This is a genomic window from Aquirufa nivalisilvae (genome assembly GCF_004307455.1).
Lineage (GTDB): Bacteria > Bacteroidota > Bacteroidia > Cytophagales > Spirosomataceae > Aquirufa > Aquirufa nivalisilvae.
This window is the reverse complement of record NZ_SEWX01000005.1, coordinates 578,083-593,295: the sequence shown is the minus strand read 5'-3', so window position 1 is coordinate 593,295 and position 15,213 is coordinate 578,083. Positions and strand designations below refer to the sequence as shown.

Here is a 15,213-nt window from a genome sequence, read left to right as displayed (position 1 = left end):
TCTATTATTAAAATGGAAGATCATCTCCAGATTCAGCTTCCAATGGAGGGAACTGATAACCACCACTAGCAGTTGGCGCCACATTAGGAGGAACAGATGGTGCTGCACCTGAACGATCTAAACGATATGCTCTGATTTCTGTATACCAGCGATCATTGTATTCTCTTGATTCGACATTGAATTGTACTTTCACAATTTCACCTTCCTGTACTGGAGCTAAATCTTGAGTCTTATCACCCCAGACCGACATACACACTTTTTTAGGGTATTGATCTTGGGTTTCAATGACAAATTCTTGCTTGATCCAATTGGTTCCGTTACGTCCAGTACCGGTTACTTCAGGAAGTTTTTTAATTAATTTTCCGCTGATTTCTAAAGCCATTCTGTTTATTCAGATTTGATGAAAACTTGATTTCCTTGCAAGTAAGCAAATATTTGGTAATTTTGCTAACCATTTTGGCGATGTGGTGGAATTGGTAGACACGCTACTTTGAGGTGGTAGTGCCGTTTTAGGTATGGGAGTTCGAATCTCCCCATCGTCACTGTTTTTTTTATTATTAATCTGTAAATCATGTTGAAGATGAAACCTTACAGTGTGTTGCTTTACTATAACTACACCCCTGTGCCAGATCCTGAGGCTTATCGGGAAAAACATCACCTTTTTTGTATTGAAAACAATATTCTAGGCCGTATAATTGTGGCATCAGAAGGATTGAATGGGGCCGTTTCAGGACTCAAAGAAGATTGCGACAAGTACATGCAATGGTTGGAAAGTGACCCTATTTTTCAGGGTACAGATTTTGACTTTAAAATCGAAGAATTTGACAAACATACCTTTAATAAATTGCATGTGCGTGTCAAAAATGAAATCGTTCATTCCGACTTGCCTGTTAATCCCATAGAAAGAACAGGTAAGCATTTAAAACCCAAAGAATTCAAGGAATTATTGAAAAATGATCCTGATGTGGTTTTGGTAGATATGCGTTCCAATTATGAACATGAATTAGGCCGTTTCAAAGGTGCTTATACCTTTGACATGGAAAATTTACGTGATTTACCTGATCATGTGCATGAAATTGATCATCTGAAAAATAAAAAAGTCATTACTTACTGTACTGGTGGTATTAAATGTGAAAAGGCTTCTGCTTATTTACTAGAGAAAGGTTTTAAAGATGTATATCAATTGCACGGTGGTATCATTAAGTATGGTTTAGAAGAAGGAGGAGAAGATTTTGACGGATCTTGTTATGTATTCGACAGTCGTGTAGCTACTCCTGTTAATAGTGTTAATCCTTTGGTTATCTCCAAATGCCATGTTTGTCAGGAACCATCAGATCATATGGTCAACTGTGCCAATCCTGAATGCAATGAGCATTTGGCTATTTGTCCAAGCTGTTTAAAAGAAATGGATGGAGCATGTTCTCCTGAATGTAAAGATCATCCTAGAAAACGCCCATACAACGAAAAAGGGTATTATTCTAAACAATCTGTAGGCTACTCTCCTATTTTAGGCTTTAAATCCTTTAGCAGAAATGCGAAGATTGAAGAAAAACAAAAAAAGGCTCATTCGTGAGCCTTTTTAATTTCGTTTAAATGGAATTCTTGAATTAACGCTGGATTTTCTGGACTTAAAGTAAAGCTTACTTCTAAATCGCCTTTTTCTCCTTCTATTCTAAATTTACCACGCAATTGATTTTCAGGAATCATGTCATGTACCTTTTTGATAGAGCCAACTTTCGAGAATAAGGTTTCTGCCTCGCTTTTCAATACAGGTGTAAAATAATCGGAGAAAAAATTGATGGCAAAAATGCCACTGCTCTCTGCTTGGTCCCAATGTGGCAATATCTTCATTAATTCACTTTGTCTTTGTTTCAAAATGGCAGATACATGTAAAGAACGCTTGGGTATTGATGTTGTATTCAGTAAAGAATCAATGACTTGCATATTGATGCTTCCCATATTGGCATAGGTCAAATTACTAAAAGATATAATTCCTATGTTATAATCTGGAAATATCCGCCAATTACTTCCAAATCCAGGTAATCCCCCAGAATGCGAAATGGAAGTTCTATTAGCATAATCTTTGGTAAAACTTAAGCCATAGGCATAGGCACTAAAGCTTTGACCCACCTGACCGTTAGGATATTTTTGTTTGGCATTCACACTAATAAAATTCCAGGGGAATTGCATTTCTCTGACAGAAGAACGTTTAATAGGACCTGATTCTGGATCATTTCTTTCCGGCCATGAAGATAGATGAAAAGCTACATAATGGCTGAAATCTTCCATGGTAGTAATTAAACCGCCCATAGCTCCATAAGCGCCATCATGTTCCAAGGGCTGCTCCACCCAAGTTTGGTTAATCCATCGATAACCTAGAGCCAATTGGTTCTTTGGTACATCCATATATTCCCAATAGGTATGTGTCATGCCCAAAGGCTTTAAAATTTTCTCTGTAATGTAAGTTTGGTATGACTGTCCAGATACTTTTTTAATGATACTTCCCAAAAGCGCAAATCCCATATTGCTGTATTCAAAGCTTACTCCAGGATTGTTTGAAAATGAAATACCTTTATTCAACATGTCTGAGAATGCTTTTTCTGAGATACCTAATTGTCGATCTCCCCAAGGGTTATCTTCTGGAAAACCTGCTGCATGGGTCATCAAATGCCTAATGGTAATCTCTGGGGCATCCTTTGTTACAAATTTTTGATTTTTTAATTCAGGAATAAAATGGTGTGCTGGTTCATCCAATTGTAATTTTCCTTCATCTCTCAACTTCAAGATGGCCATGGTGGTGAAGCTTTTGGTCATAGAAGCTATTCGGTAATCGATTTGAGAACTTGCTGGAATTTGTTGTTGGATATTAGCCAAACCGATGGATTGAGTATGTATCAATTTACCTTGATAGACCAATCCATAAACAGCACTAGGTAGTTTTTCTTTCTCCACATATTTTTTAAAAAGTTGATCTATTTGTGGAATAAATGCCTTGATTTTTTCTTCTGTACTTTGTCCCAATGCTGATTGTATACCAATGACAATCAAGAGTAGATGTATTATTTTTTTCATTTTTTTCTATTAATAAATGTCTTGAATGGTGATTTTCTGTTCTCTCAAAAGGATGAACTCTCCTACTTTCTTTCCTAAAAATAAGCTTCCAATGGGTGATTCGGGGGAAATAGCAAAATAGTCTTTCTGTTCTAAACTGATTTTTCCTAAGCCCACTAACATATAATACGATCCTCTATCCGTGACGATGAGCGCACCTTTGTCGATACTTTCATACGTCCTATGAATGGGTACATGCTGGATGATTTGCATGGAATGCCTATTTTGGTCGATCAAAGCAGAACATTTATCCATCTCTCTTTGCATCATTTCTCTACCTGTTTCATATTTGTCGCCAGCTGAACTCTTGGTGTCTGAATCTCTTGATTCTTTTGCCTGAACATAAGCTAGTTGTGCTTCTTGGATGTTTTGTTCCAATCGAAAGACAATTTCCTGATAAAGTTGAGATTTAATATGGGGCCAATCGCTCATTTATTTCAATTTTAATATTTTATGATTAATGTTCATTGAAATCAAAGCAAGCAGGTTTTTAGTATTATTTCTCATGTTAATTTTATTTTTATATTGTCTATAAATAATATAAAAATAAAGCAAATGATAGATATAAGTATACCATATTTATAGTCTAAAACTGTAGCTTCAAAATAATACCTAGATTTCATTTCATAATTAAATACTTTATTATCATAGAGATCGATAATCATTAAGCCATTTCCTTTTTCCTTATACATGTTTCCAAAATATGTACCCATACTTAAGTATGAAATTTTTGTATTATATGGGATACTTTCTTCAAATGAGGGTTTTAATCCTGAAATATTGGTAGGTGTATATTCAGGCATAAATTCAATTTTTTGATAATGCTGTAATCCAAATACAATGGAAAAACCTAACAAAAAGGAAATGAAAAATTGATTAATTATTCTAGCTTTTATTTCAATTACATGTGCCATGTTTTTAAGTAGGTTTAAATACTTTAATTCTAAATTAAAGTATATTATTAAAATATATTGTTTTACTAAAATCAACATTAACAGGATTAACTTCTCCATTATTAATTTTGAAACTTAACTCTTGGATTGAAGAGTTAAAATTTTCTTCAAGAGTAGAATCTCTAAAGAAACCAGTATTAATTCCATTGGGGCTTGTCCAATTACCATTTTTAATTTTTGAATATAGATGTTGAATTAATTTATCCCATAATTTTTCAAGATTTTCATGTTTTAATTCGTCATAACCTTCTTTTATTATAATTTTTTTGTATTCTTTTGGGACAGGATATTTTCCCCAGTAGGGAATAACCTCGCTCAAAAATTTCAATAATTTCTTTTCTTTATCTGTAAAATTTATTGTCGTTATCTCTTTTGCGAGATTCAATAAGTCATGATTACGACTTATGGTATTATCTATTTTGTAATCATTTATATATTGTGGATTTTCAAATATCAAGATGCCTTTTAGAAGATTTTCAATAGAAAGACCAAAGTTTAAAAAAAATGCATTCTTTAGCGTTTTCTCAATATTCATAGTGTGGAACTTATTTATTTCATAAGAAGAATTTGCGATAATGATGTTTGCAGCTTCATGTAATTCCTGTGCATAAACCATCCAAGAAAAAGGAGAAGCTTCAAGTTCAAATGTGTATTTTTGTCGGTCTTCCATTGTATTTAATTTAAAATATGAATAATTATTTTAAATAGGTAAATCTAAACTTACCATATTCTTTTTAATTCATATAGCCGTGTAACATGTAATTTTGCGCAATATCTAGCAGATGGTATTTTTTTTCATAGGATTTTTAAATCCAAATAGCATTAAGCACATACCTACTTTACGTTGTTTAATTTCAATTATCAATAAATTTGTTCATGACCTATTTCTCACCGACCGACTTGATTATTAACCCAGATGGAAGTTCCTATCATTTGAACATTCGTCCGGAGCAATTATGTGATACCATTTTTATGGTGGGGGATCCAGAACGAGTAGAAAAAGTTTCCTGTCATTTTGACCGTATCCATAGCAAAATCCATAAAAGAGAGTTTGTAAGCCATTTTGGGGAACTAGCAGGAAAGCCTATTGGAGTGATTTCAAGTGGCATTGGAGCAGATAATGTAGAAATTGTCATGAATGAATTGGATGCTTTAGCAAACATAGATTTCGAAACTCGAGAGGAAAAAAGTCAAAAGCGATCCTTACATTTTATCCGAATTGGTACCTCAGGATCCATTCAAGAAGATATTCCTGTTGATTCGGTGTTAATATCTGAAGCTGCTATCGGATTTGATAATTTGGCTCAGTTCTATCATTTTTCTTCCGATAAAAGTCTTCTTCAAAATGATTTAGATCAATTTTGTCAACAAATTGGCTATCCATTGCCCATTTATGGTGCCAAAGCTTCCAGTCAATTAGTTCATCGGTTCTCTCAAGATGCCTATTTTCGGGATGCATTTTGGGGAACCACGTTAACTGCACCTGGTTTTTATGCTCCCCAAGGTCGCACCGTGAGAATGGAATCGATCTTACCTGATTTTTTAAAAGACTGTTCCGCCACTCTTGTGGGAAAATCAAAAATTACGAATATTGAGATGGAAACTTCAGCTTACTATGCTTTTTCAGGAGTTTTAGGGCATGAAATGATTTCATTGAATGCCATTTTGGCGAATCGAATTACACATCAATTTTCGACTAATCCAGAAAAACAAATTTGTCAATTGATCGAAAGAGCTATAGCTCTCTTTTCATGATGTAATCGTTCATGTAATAGCCATCTCCTACATGCAAATCAAATTCTTGGTCGATTTGAAATCCTCTTTTTAGGTAAAACTGAACGGCAGAATTATGTCGATTGACATTTAAATACATCGCTTTTTGACCATTTTCTTTAGCAAATCCAGCTACATATTCCAATAAATAGGTTCCTGCTCCTTGACTTTTTTGTAGTGGTCTCAAATAGATTTTATGCAGCTTGCCTTCAAGCTCACTCATAGCTTCATAAGCCGCAAAACCAATAGCTCCTTCTTCCGATTCTAACATGAAAAAATGAACATTTCCTTCGAATTGCTTTTTCAAAACCTCCGTTCGATACATCATGTCTAACATGTAGACACATTGTTCTTCACTTAGGATTGAACCATAGGTTGGACGCCAAGCTTGCTCGGCTATCGCTTGTATGGTAGGAATATCATTTATTTCAGCTTTTCGGATTTGCATTCTGCAAAATTAAGAGAGCAAATTTGTAAATTCGTTAAAATTAAAAAAATATGAGTCAAGAGAAACCGCTTATCCTAATTGCTAACGACGATTCTATTCATTCTAAAGGAATTAGAGTATTAACTGAGATCATGTCAGAAATTGGCGAGGTTGTCGTAGTAGCGCCTGATAGCCATCAATCTGGGATGGGACATGCCATCACTATGGGGACTCCTATTCGTGTAACTAAAACAGAAACTTTTGGGCCCAATATTCAATCCTATAAATGTTCAGGTACGCCTGCCGACTGTGTCAAGTTCGGTAAGCACTATATTTTAAAAGGCCGTAAGATTGATTTGATGGTTTCTGGTATCAATCACGGTTCCAATGCTTCTATTTCTGTATTGTATTCTGGGACTATGTCGGCAGCTATTGAGGCTGCCATGGAAGGAATTCCAGCCATTGGCTTTTCTCTTTGTGATTATGCCAACGATGCAGATTTTAGTCATTGCCACGATTTAATCATTAAAATTGCCCAGCAAGTTTTAGAGCACGGTTTGCATGAGGGGCTAACCTTAAATGTGAATTTCCCTGCTAAAACTGAGGCTCCTATTCAAGGAATACGTGTAGCGCGACAAGCCAAAGCTGTTTATCGAGAGTTTTTTGAAGAAAGAAAAGATCCATACGGCCAACCATATTTTTGGATGGATGGCTTTTTACATAATGAAGACCTCAATAATGGAACAGATTTAGATTGGTTATCTGAGAATTTTGCAACTGTAGTTCCAGTTAAATATGATTTAACAGATTATCAAGCATTGGAAGAAATGAAACATTGGGATTTTACGATATAATCGATTTGACTTTTAAAATAGTCAATAAGCTCAAGGCATCTTGAATTTCCCCGTTTTCGGCCATGTTAAATACTTCTTGTATGGGAAGTTTCCTAACAAGCAATGACTCTGTCTCTTCGGGAGCAGCGATTCCTTGCTGAAGGTCTTTAGCTAGAAACATATAGGCTTTTTCATCAGTCACAGAATTGGATAAATAGCATGTTCCAAGGCTAATCCATTCTTTGGCATGTAAACCTGTTTCCTCTTCTAATTCTCTTTTAGCAGCCTCCAAAGGATTTTCCTTGTTTTCAATTAAACATCCTCCTTCGGGTAACTCCCAAGAATAGGCATCTAAGGTATAACGGTGTTGTCCAACCAAATACGTATTACCGTCTTCATCTAATGGAAAGATAGAAACGGCTATATTTTTAAAATGGACCAATCCATAAATACCTTCATTTTGATTCGGATTAATGACCTCGTGATGCTCAATTCGGATCCAAGGATTTTCATATACGGTATTTTTGGAAAGTGTTTTCCAAGGTTTATCTTGTAGTTCCATCCCGTAAAAATAAGAGGAATTGCTGTATCTTTGTGCATAAATTTTTCCCATGAAACAGCGTTTGCTGCTTATTACTTTCTCGGTCAGTGTCTTGATTTTAATCGGGAAATTTTATGCCTATTATTTAAGTGGTTCCACTACTTTATTGACGGATGCTTTAGAATCCATCATTAATGTGGTGGCAGGTGCTTTTGCCTTTTACTCCATTTATTTAGCCTCTTTACCCAAAGACTTGAATCACCCATATGGCCATGGGAAAATTGAATTTTTCGCTTCTGGTTTAGAAGGCGTATTGATTCTCCTAGCTGCTGCATATATCTTTTTACATGCTTCTCAGCATCTATGGACAAATCAAGAAATCAAGAGCCTGGATATGGGTATGGCCATTTCATTAGGTTCTTCTGCCTTAAATGGTATCATGGGATATTTCTTAATTCAAATGGGTAAAAAGGAGCATTCTCCAACCATGGTGGCAGATGGGAAACACTTACGTTTGGATGCTTATAATAGTTTATTAGTCGTATTAGCCTTAGCTATCACCTATTTTACCAACTGGTTATGGGTTGACTCAGCTGCATCTCTCCTATTTGCCTTTTTTATGTTTTGGCAAGGTATCCGTTTGATTCGTACTTCTGTGGCGGCTTTAATGGATGAGACCAATCCCAAAGTCTTTCGAATGGTCATCGATTGGATTACTAAAAATCAACGTGACGAATGGATTGATTTACATAATTTACGGGTTCAGCAATATGGGGGTGATTTACATATCGACTGTCATTTAACATTACCTCGTTATTGGGATTTGAACCATGTTCATGAGGAAATTCACGACTTCGAAGGAACTCTATCCCGAGTTCTTCCTACCCACATTGAGATATTTGTACACGCAGATCCCTGTTTGGACGAATGCTGTGCACATTGTCAGGTTTCTGACTGTCCAATCCGAGCACATGCATTTCAAGAAAAAATTGAATGGAATAATGTGAACTTAGCCTTGAATCAAAAGCACTTTTTAGAACAACTAAACCGTTCTTAGGCTTCCGATTCCTCCATCTACTCCTATTATTTGACCCGTAATCCAAGAATTTTCAGGTTTTAATAAGAATACAGCCAGATTAGCCACGTCTTCAGCTTGTCCCACACGACCCAAGGGATGACGTTTTCCTCCGGCTTCCACTTTTTCAGGACTATTTAACAAGTTTTGAGCTAGAGGTGTTTGAGTTAATGAAGGGGCAATGGCATTCACTCGAATTTTAAAACTGCTTAATTCAGCTGCTAAAGAACGAGTAAGTCCTTCAATGGCACCTTTCGAACAAGCTATTGATGCATGAAATCCCATTCCTGTTTGAACGGCCACTGTACTGAACATCACAAGGGATGCGCTTTCAGATTGTTTTAAGCAAGGTAATAAGGCTTGAATAACACGAACAGCACCTAAGACATTGATTTTAAAATCTAGTTCAAAATCAGCCGTACTTAGTCGATGAAAAGGTTTTAATACGATGCTGCCCGGGCAATATGCAATACCAGCCAAAGGACCTTGAATGGATGAAAATATACTATCATCCTCTTGAAGGGCGTCCCAAGTATAATTTTCAATACCCGCCAAGTCAGACGCTTTTCTGGAAAAATTAAGAACACGATGTCCAGCAGCTATTAATTGCTCTGCTATGGAGTAACCAATCCCTTGGCTTGCTCCAACCACAACGTAAACTCCCATTAAATGGATTGAATACTACCTAAAAATTCTTTTTTAGTTGCTTCTTCTTGGAATTTGCCCCCATAAAATGAAGTAATGGTCGATGTAGCATCATCTTTTACACCTCTAGAAGAAACGCATAAATGTTTCGCATCAATGTAGATGGCAACATGTTCAGTCTCCAAAACTTTTTGCAAATGCTTCGCAATTTGCATAGTCAAGCGCTCTTGAACTTGAGGTCTTTTGGCATAATATTGAACGATTCGGTTCAATTTGGATAATCCAATGACTTTACCTGAAGAAATATATGCAATATGTGTTTTACCAACGATAGGCACAAAATGGTGCTCACAATTGGAGTAAAAGCTAATATTTTTCTCGATCAGCATTTCGTTGTAACCAAACTTATTTTCGAATAAGGCTACTTGCGGCTCATTTTTAGGATTTAATCCACTGAAAATCTCTTCCACATACATTTTAGCCACACGCTTTGGAGTACCTTTTAATGAATCATCCGTTAAGTCTAAACCTAAGGTCAACATGATTTCTTTAAAATGACCTTCTATCTTTTTGATTTTTTCAGCATCAGAAAGATCAAATGCATCTGATCGCATCGGCGTCTCTATTGAAGTCGCTATGTGATTATCTCCTATCTCATCATCCGTGAAATGGAAATTTTCCGTATCAATGAGCAGGGAATTCAACAAAATTTCTTTCTGTTTCATATAATCTAATTTTTAAGTCAAAGTTGGTGGCAAGTACAGCTCTCATTTTTTGATAAATAACCAAGGCAATGTTTTCAGCTGTAGGATTTAAATCAGCAAATTCGGGCACATCTAGATTAAGATTCTTATGATCGAATTTCTGAATTATTTCCTTTTGAACCAGTTGGGAAACCTCCTTCATATCTATCACATAACCCGTTTCAGGATTAATTGTTCCAGTAATTTGCACAATTAATTCATAATTGTGGCCATGGAAATTCGGATTATTGCATAATCCAAATACTTCTTGGTTCTTTTCATCTGACCAATTGGTATTATATAACCGATGAGCAGCATTAAAATGTTCTTTCCTAAATACACTTACACGAGGAAGCTCCATCATTTTTTTAAATTGAATATAAATTTACAGCCATAATTTGATTAAATTTCAATTTCATTATCTAAAACCAGTTTAACTATTTATGAAAAGGCGAAACTTTATTTCAAAATCGCTACTATATACTTCATCTGCTGCCCTATTTCCCACAATTTTAAAAGGCATAACACCAGAACAAACAAAAGTGCGATTAGGTTTCATCGGCGTTGGACTTCGTGGAAGAAATCATTTGGAAATGGCGATGTATCGTCCCGACGTAGAAATTGTAGCAATTTGTGATGTAGATCCTCAAGCTATTCAGATTTCTCAAAAAATGATTCGCGATAAGGGTCGTAAAGAAGCTGTTGTTTATCAAAAAGGGGATCATGATTTTGAAAATTTAGTCAAACGAAACGATATCGATGGCGTAATTATCGCTACTCCTTGGGAATGGCATGTGCCTATGGCCTTAGCTTCCATGAAAGAAGGAAAATATACCGGTGTGGAAGTGTCAGCTACAGTTACCCTAAAAGAATCGTGGGATTTAGTGAATATGTATGAAAAAACAGGTTCACATTGCATGATTTTGGAAAATGTCTGCTACCGTCGTGATGTGCTAGCTATTTTAAACATGGTTCGTCAAGGCATGTTTGGCTCTTTAACCCATGTACAATGTGGTTATCAACATGATTTACGTGAAGTGAAATTCAATGATGGAGTTAAGCCTTATGGTGGTGGTGTAGAATTTGGTGCGAAAGGATTTTCGGAGGCTAAATGGAGAACCCAACATTCGGTTGATAGAAACGGTGATATCTATCCAACTCATGGCTTAGGGCCAGTAGCTGAAATGTTGAATATTAACCGAGGAAACCAGTTTTTACATTTAACATCTATGGCTAGTCCAGCTTTAGGTTTACATAAATATGTTGTGGATAAAGGAGGTAAAGATCACCCAAATGCCAAAACCAAGTTTAAGTTAGGTGATGTGGTTACTACGTTAATTAAATGTGCCAATGGAGAAACCATCATGATTTCCCATGATACCAACTCCCCTAGACCTTATTCTTTAGGATTCCGTGTTCAAGGAACCAATGGTTTATGGATGGATGATAATAAATCCATTTATTTAGAAGGTGTTTCACCTAAAGCGCATAGCTGGGAGCCATTCAAACCTTATCAAGAGAAATACGATCATCCACTTTGGAAAGCTCATGCACAAGATGCAGAAAATGCAGGCCATGGTGGAATTGATTATTTTGTTTTAAGAGCTTTTATTGAATCGATTAAAAATAAAGTAGCCCCTCCTATAGACGTATATGATGCGGCAGCATGGTCAGCTATTTCACCACTATCCGAAGAATCCATAGCCAAAGGATCTGCCCCTGTTAAAATTCCTGATTTCACACGGGGAAAATGGAAAACAAATCAACCTATTTTTGCTTTAAATGATAACTATTAAACCTTTATGACAACTACAAACAAACCTACCAACACCTCAGCTGCCCTTTTAATTATCGGAATACTCTTTTTTGTATTTGGATTTGTGACTTGGGTAAACTCCGTATTAATTGCTTTTTTTAAAGCAGCCTTTGCATTAAATAACTTTGAATCTCTGTTAGTAACCTCGGCATTTTTTATTTCTTATTTTGTTATGGCCATTCCTTCTTCTTGGGTATTGGCAAAAACTGGATTTAAAAATGGTATGTCCTTGGGATTAATTGTTATGGCAGTTGGAACTGTATTATTTGTTCCAGCGGCTGAAATGTCTAATTATCCCATGTTCCTTTTAGGATTATTCGTGATTGGTACTGGATTAGCGCTTTTACAAACAGCTTCCAATCCATATGTAACCATTTTAGGTTCTCCAGATTCTGCTGCCAAGCGTATCTCTGTTATGGGTATTTGCAATAAAGTGGCTGGTATTTTGAGTCAGTTTATTTTCGGCGGCTTATTGTTATCCTCCACTACTGATGCCAAAGATTTGAGCATTGTGGTAACTCCTTATTTAATTATGACTGGAGTTTTAGTGGGATTAGCCTTATTGGTTCGCTTCTCAACTTTACCAGAAGTAGAAGCCGAAGAAAGTGATGAAGCGGCTGCAGAACAACGCTCAAGTGTATGGGCATACCCTAACCTAGTTTTGGGACTAGTTGCATTCTTCTTATACGTAGGTGTGGAAGTTATGGCGGGTGATACTATCATCAATTATGGCGTATCACAAGGCATTGAAATGGAAGTGGCTAAAACCTTCACAACCTATACTTTATATGGGATGTTGGCTGGATATGTAGTGGGTATTTTGTTTATTCCTAAAATTTTATCTCAACAAAAAGCTTTGAATTATTCGGCCATTTTAGGGGTTGTATTTTCTCTTGGAACCGTTCTTTTACATGGATATTATTCAGTGATGTGTTTAGCCCTTTTAGGCTTAGCCAATGCATTAATGTGGCCAGCTTTGTGGCCATTAGCTATTAATGGTCTAGGAAAGTTTACCAAATTAGGTTCTGCTTTGATTATTATGATGATTTCGGGCGGGGCATTAATTCCATTGTTATATGGAGATATTGCCGATAGAATTCAAGATACACAATTGGCTTATGTCATTATGGTTCCTTGCTATTTGTTTATTCTTTTTTACGCAACAATCGGACACAAAAAGAGTTCTTGGTAATAACATCATGTAAAAAGAGCCTCATCTTATTTTCATGAGATGAGGCTTTTTGTTTGTATTTCGTAAATTTGAAATAAATATACTACCTATGTCAAGCATCCTTCAGTCGTCTTCTGCTCATTTGATAAGCGATGGGAACATTTATGCTCCTACTTTATATGGCTATCAAAGGAGAGAAACGATTCCTGTTTCAATCGGAGATTTGATGTTAGGTTCTGATTTTCCAATTCGAATACAATCTATGACCACGGTAGACACCATGGATACAGTGGGCTCCATTGAGCAGTCCATTCGTATGATTGATGCGGGTTGTGAATTGGTGCGGATTACAGCTCCATCTGTTAAAGAAGCACAAAACTTAGAAAATATTCGAAAAGGTTTACGTTCCAAAGGCTATAAAACTCCCTTAGTAGCGGATATTCACTTTACACCCAACGCTGCCGAATTAGCCGCTAGAATTGTAGAGAAAGTGCGCATAAATCCGGGTAATTATGCTGATAAGAAGCGATTTGAAACAATTGATTATACGGAAGCATCTTATCAGTCTGAATTAGAACGAATTCGTGAAAAATTCTTGCCATTGGTGAAAATTTGCAAGGAATATGGTACCGCTATGCGTATTGGGACCAATCACGGCTCTCTTTCAGATCGTATTTTAAGTCGATATGGAGATACTCCTTTAGGTATGGTAGAATCTGCATTGGAGTTTTTACGTATCTGTGAGGATGAAAATTACTTTAATATCGTTCTTTCCATGAAGGCATCCAATACGCAAGTCATGGTAGAAGCCTATCGTTTATTAAGTAAAAAGCTTGCTGATGGTCGTTTTAAAGCATATCCATTGCACTTAGGGGTTACAGAGGCAGGTGAAGGTGAAGATGGCCGAATTAAATCAGCCGTGGGTATTGGAACGCTTTTAGAAGATGGATTGGGAGATACTATACGTGTATCTTTAACAGAGGACCCTGAATTTGAAATTCCTGTAGCTAAAGATTTGGTTAATCGCTATGTTGGACGAAATCGTCCTAATGCTCCTATTCCAGCTCTTACTAATTTAACTGCAGGATTTGACTCCCCTATTAATCCATTTGCTCATTCAAGAAGAAAGAGTACCGAATTATTGAATTTTGGAGGACATCAAGTTCCTCGAGTTATAGCCGACTTTTCACATTTGAAAAGCATAGGCATGGAGGATTTGAAAGCCATTGGTCATTTTTATTTGCCAGAACCCGATAAATGGGCCATGAATGATTTGGGAGCAGATTATCTATATACGGGAACATTGGATGTGGATTTTATGCTTCCTAATGGCTTGAAACAAATTCAATCTGCTAAAACATGGATTCAATCGAGCCCTTCAGAGCATCAATATCCATTATTTGAAGTAGAAGATTGGTTGAAATCCAGCAAGAAACATACCTCACTTAATTTTGTACATGCAGATGCAGAAGAAATTTGGACAAATGAAGTATTGGTCAATGCGCTAAAATTAGCCCAGCATGAAGTATTAGTACTGTCTTCCAGCTTCTCCAATCGAATGGCAGCCATTCGTCGGGCCTTTTTTGAGTTGGAATTGCAAGGAATTAGTATTCCTGTTGTTATACAATTGAATTACCAAGATATACCAGCAGAACAGTTTCAATTATTTGCTCCTACCGATGCGGGAGCCTTATTGATTGATGGTTTTGGTGATGGTTTGATGTTGTCATTAACAGGTCTTCATGTTCAAGCTTCCCTCGTTAATTCTACTAATTTTGGGATTTTACAGGCCTGTCGAGTACGTATTTCTAAAACCGAATATATTTCTTGTCCATCTTGTGGAAGAACCTTATTTGATCTTCAAGAAACAACGGCAAGAATACGACAAGTGACTGATCATTTAAAAGGGGTGAAAATAGGAATTATGGGCTGTATTGTGAATGGCCCAGGAGAAATGGCTGATGCCGATTACGGCTATGTAGGTATTGGTAAAGACAAAATTGCCTTATACCGTGGTCAGGAAGTCGTTAAAAAATCAGTACCAGCAGATTCAGCTGTGGATGAATTAATTCAATTAATCAAAGAAGACGGAATTTGGAAAGATCCGCAAGAAACGACCAATTAA

Annotated in this window: 17 protein-coding genes and 1 tRNA gene; 8 read left to right on the top strand and 10 right to left on the bottom strand. The window is 36.3% G+C overall.

The window, feature by feature from the left end:
• Positions 1-7 precede the first annotated feature (7 nt).
• Positions 8-382 carry a DUF3127 domain-containing protein gene (locus EWU22_RS09455; RefSeq protein WP_109323082.1) on the bottom strand — a complete coding sequence of 125 codons (375 nt, stop codon included), beginning with the start codon at positions 380-382 and terminating at the stop codon, positions 8-10.
• Between the two features lie 76 nt (positions 383-458).
• Here EWU22_RS09455 and EWU22_RS09450 point away from each other — a divergent pair.
• Together EWU22_RS09450 and trhO are read left to right on the top strand one after the other, a co-directional pair.
• Positions 459-542 (top strand) — tRNA-Leu (locus tag EWU22_RS09450).
• 38 nt (positions 543-580) lie between these two features.
• Positions 581-1,573, top strand: a complete 993-nt coding sequence (trhO, locus tag EWU22_RS09445; protein WP_130925531.1) for an oxygen-dependent tRNA uridine(34) hydroxylase TrhO — start codon at positions 581-583, stop codon at positions 1,571-1,573.
• Here trhO and EWU22_RS09440 read toward each other — a convergent pair.
• The 4 genes from EWU22_RS09440 to EWU22_RS09425 form a co-directional block, all read right to left on the bottom strand.
• Positions 1,564-3,072 carry a serine hydrolase domain-containing protein gene (locus EWU22_RS09440; protein ID WP_130925331.1) on the bottom strand — a complete coding sequence of 503 codons (1,509 nt, stop codon included), beginning with the start codon at positions 3,070-3,072 and terminating at the stop codon, positions 1,564-1,566. The genes trhO and EWU22_RS09440 overlap by 10 nt on opposite strands.
• A gap of 9 nt (positions 3,073-3,081) precedes the next feature.
• Positions 3,082-3,543, bottom strand: a complete 462-nt coding sequence (locus EWU22_RS09435; RefSeq protein WP_130925330.1) for a 3-oxoacyl-ACP synthase — start codon at positions 3,541-3,543, stop codon at positions 3,082-3,084.
• 71 nt (positions 3,544-3,614) lie between these two features.
• Positions 3,615-4,025, bottom strand: a complete 411-nt coding sequence (locus tag EWU22_RS09430; protein WP_130925329.1) for a hypothetical protein — start codon at positions 4,023-4,025, stop codon at positions 3,615-3,617.
• A 34-nt stretch (positions 4,026-4,059) separates the two neighbouring features.
• Complete coding sequence (locus tag EWU22_RS09425; RefSeq protein ID WP_130925328.1) at positions 4,060-4,734, bottom strand: hypothetical protein; 675 nt, start codon at positions 4,732-4,734, stop codon at positions 4,060-4,062.
• Positions 4,735-4,940: 206 nt separating this feature from the next.
• On the opposite strand from EWU22_RS09425, the gene EWU22_RS09420 reads away from it, so the two are divergent.
• The gene (locus tag EWU22_RS09420; RefSeq protein WP_130925327.1) at positions 4,941-5,819 is read left to right on the top strand and encodes a nucleoside phosphorylase; all 879 of its coding nucleotides are present in this window, start codon (positions 4,941-4,943) and stop codon (positions 5,817-5,819) included.
• Here EWU22_RS09420 and EWU22_RS09415 read toward each other — a convergent pair.
• Positions 5,800-6,285 carry a GNAT family N-acetyltransferase gene (locus EWU22_RS09415; RefSeq protein ID WP_130925326.1) on the bottom strand — a complete coding sequence of 162 codons (486 nt, stop codon included), beginning with the start codon at positions 6,283-6,285 and terminating at the stop codon, positions 5,800-5,802. The two genes, EWU22_RS09420 and EWU22_RS09415, sit on opposite strands and share 20 nt — an antisense overlap.
• Positions 6,286-6,335: 50 nt before the next feature.
• Between EWU22_RS09415 and surE the strand changes: the two genes are divergently transcribed.
• Entirely contained in the window at positions 6,336-7,118 is a 783-nt protein-coding gene (gene surE, locus EWU22_RS09410; protein WP_130925325.1) for a 5'/3'-nucleotidase SurE, read from the top strand.
• Here the strand turns inward: surE and EWU22_RS09405 are convergent.
• On the bottom strand, positions 7,108-7,710 hold the full coding sequence (locus EWU22_RS09405; RefSeq protein WP_231962869.1) for an NUDIX domain-containing protein: 603 nt from the start codon (positions 7,708-7,710) through the stop codon (positions 7,108-7,110). The two genes, surE and EWU22_RS09405, sit on opposite strands and share 11 nt — an antisense overlap.
• On the opposite strand from EWU22_RS09405, the gene EWU22_RS09400 reads away from it, so the two are divergent.
• Positions 7,709-8,695, top strand: coding sequence for a cation diffusion facilitator family transporter (locus EWU22_RS09400; RefSeq protein WP_130925324.1), 987 nt, complete (start codon positions 7,709-7,711; stop codon positions 8,693-8,695). The two genes, EWU22_RS09405 and EWU22_RS09400, sit on opposite strands and share 2 nt — an antisense overlap.
• Here EWU22_RS09400 and EWU22_RS09395 read toward each other — a convergent pair.
• From EWU22_RS09395 to EWU22_RS09385, 3 genes are read right to left on the bottom strand one after another with little or no spacing between them, the layout of a single operon-like run.
• The gene (locus EWU22_RS09395; RefSeq protein WP_130925323.1) at positions 8,681-9,379 is read right to left on the bottom strand and encodes an SDR family NAD(P)-dependent oxidoreductase; all 699 of its coding nucleotides are present in this window, start codon (positions 9,377-9,379) and stop codon (positions 8,681-8,683) included. The two genes, EWU22_RS09400 and EWU22_RS09395, sit on opposite strands and share 15 nt — an antisense overlap.
• On the bottom strand, positions 9,379-10,083 hold the full coding sequence (gene folE, locus EWU22_RS09390; protein ID WP_130925322.1) for a GTP cyclohydrolase I FolE: 705 nt from the start codon (positions 10,081-10,083) through the stop codon (positions 9,379-9,381). The genes EWU22_RS09395 and folE overlap by 1 nt, the downstream gene beginning before the upstream one ends.
• Positions 10,043-10,462 carry a 6-pyruvoyl trahydropterin synthase family protein gene (locus EWU22_RS09385; protein WP_130925529.1) on the bottom strand — a complete coding sequence of 140 codons (420 nt, stop codon included), beginning with the start codon at positions 10,460-10,462 and terminating at the stop codon, positions 10,043-10,045. Before EWU22_RS09385 ends, folE begins: the two co-directional genes overlap by 41 nt.
• 82 nt (positions 10,463-10,544) lie before the next feature.
• Here EWU22_RS09385 and EWU22_RS09380 point away from each other — a divergent pair, with 82 nt between their 5' ends.
• The 3 genes from EWU22_RS09380 (at position 10,545) to ispG (ending at position 15,213) form a co-directional block, all read left to right on the top strand.
• Positions 10,545-11,897 (top strand): Gfo/Idh/MocA family protein, encoded by a 1,353-nt coding sequence (locus tag EWU22_RS09380; protein WP_130925321.1) that lies wholly within the window; start codon positions 10,545-10,547, stop codon positions 11,895-11,897.
• Between the two features lie 6 nt (positions 11,898-11,903).
• A complete protein-coding gene (locus tag EWU22_RS09375) occupies positions 11,904-13,109 on the top strand; it encodes a sugar MFS transporter (RefSeq protein ID WP_130925320.1) in 1,206 nt (401 codons plus the stop codon).
• Between the two features lie 88 nt (positions 13,110-13,197).
• Complete coding sequence (ispG, locus tag EWU22_RS09370; protein WP_130925319.1) at positions 13,198-15,213, top strand: (E)-4-hydroxy-3-methylbut-2-enyl-diphosphate synthase; 2,016 nt, start codon at positions 13,198-13,200, stop codon at positions 15,211-15,213.

Excerpts from the sequence above, each read along its gene's own strand:
- EWU22_RS09455 (WP_109323082.1), bottom strand. The coding sequence starts at position 382 with ATGGCTTTAGAAATCAGCGGAAAATTAATTAAAAAACTTCCTGAAGTA.
- trhO (WP_130925531.1), top strand. The coding sequence starts at position 581 with ATGAAACCTTACAGTGTGTTGCTTTACTATAACTACACCCCTGTGCCA.
- EWU22_RS09440 (WP_130925331.1), bottom strand. The coding sequence starts at position 3,072 with ATGAAAAAAATAATACATCTACTCTTGATTGTCATTGGTATACAATCA.
- EWU22_RS09435 (WP_130925330.1), bottom strand. The coding sequence starts at position 3,543 with ATGAGCGATTGGCCCCATATTAAATCTCAACTTTATCAGGAAATTGTC.
- EWU22_RS09430 (WP_130925329.1), bottom strand. The coding sequence starts at position 4,025 with ATGGCACATGTAATTGAAATAAAAGCTAGAATAATTAATCAATTTTTC.
- EWU22_RS09425 (WP_130925328.1), bottom strand. The coding sequence starts at position 4,734 with ATGGAAGACCGACAAAAATACACATTTGAACTTGAAGCTTCTCCTTTT.
- EWU22_RS09420 (WP_130925327.1), top strand. The coding sequence starts at position 4,941 with ATGACCTATTTCTCACCGACCGACTTGATTATTAACCCAGATGGAAGT.
- EWU22_RS09415 (WP_130925326.1), bottom strand. The coding sequence starts at position 6,285 with ATGCAAATCCGAAAAGCTGAAATAAATGATATTCCTACCATACAAGCG.
- surE (WP_130925325.1), top strand. The coding sequence starts at position 6,336 with ATGAGTCAAGAGAAACCGCTTATCCTAATTGCTAACGACGATTCTATT.
- EWU22_RS09400 (WP_130925324.1), top strand. The coding sequence starts at position 7,709 with ATGAAACAGCGTTTGCTGCTTATTACTTTCTCGGTCAGTGTCTTGATT.
- EWU22_RS09405 (WP_231962869.1), bottom strand. The coding sequence starts at position 7,710 with ATGGGAAAAATTTATGCACAAAGATACAGCAATTCCTCTTATTTTTAC.
- EWU22_RS09395 (WP_130925323.1), bottom strand. The coding sequence starts at position 9,379 with ATGGGAGTTTACGTTGTGGTTGGAGCAAGCCAAGGGATTGGTTACTCC.
- folE (WP_130925322.1), bottom strand. The coding sequence starts at position 10,083 with ATGAAACAGAAAGAAATTTTGTTGAATTCCCTGCTCATTGATACGGAA.
- EWU22_RS09385 (WP_130925529.1), bottom strand. The coding sequence starts at position 10,462 with ATGGAGCTTCCTCGTGTAAGTGTATTTAGGAAAGAACATTTTAATGCT.
- EWU22_RS09380 (WP_130925321.1), top strand. The coding sequence starts at position 10,545 with ATGAAAAGGCGAAACTTTATTTCAAAATCGCTACTATATACTTCATCT.
- EWU22_RS09375 (WP_130925320.1), top strand. The coding sequence starts at position 11,904 with ATGACAACTACAAACAAACCTACCAACACCTCAGCTGCCCTTTTAATT.
- ispG (WP_130925319.1), top strand. The coding sequence starts at position 13,198 with ATGTCAAGCATCCTTCAGTCGTCTTCTGCTCATTTGATAAGCGATGGG.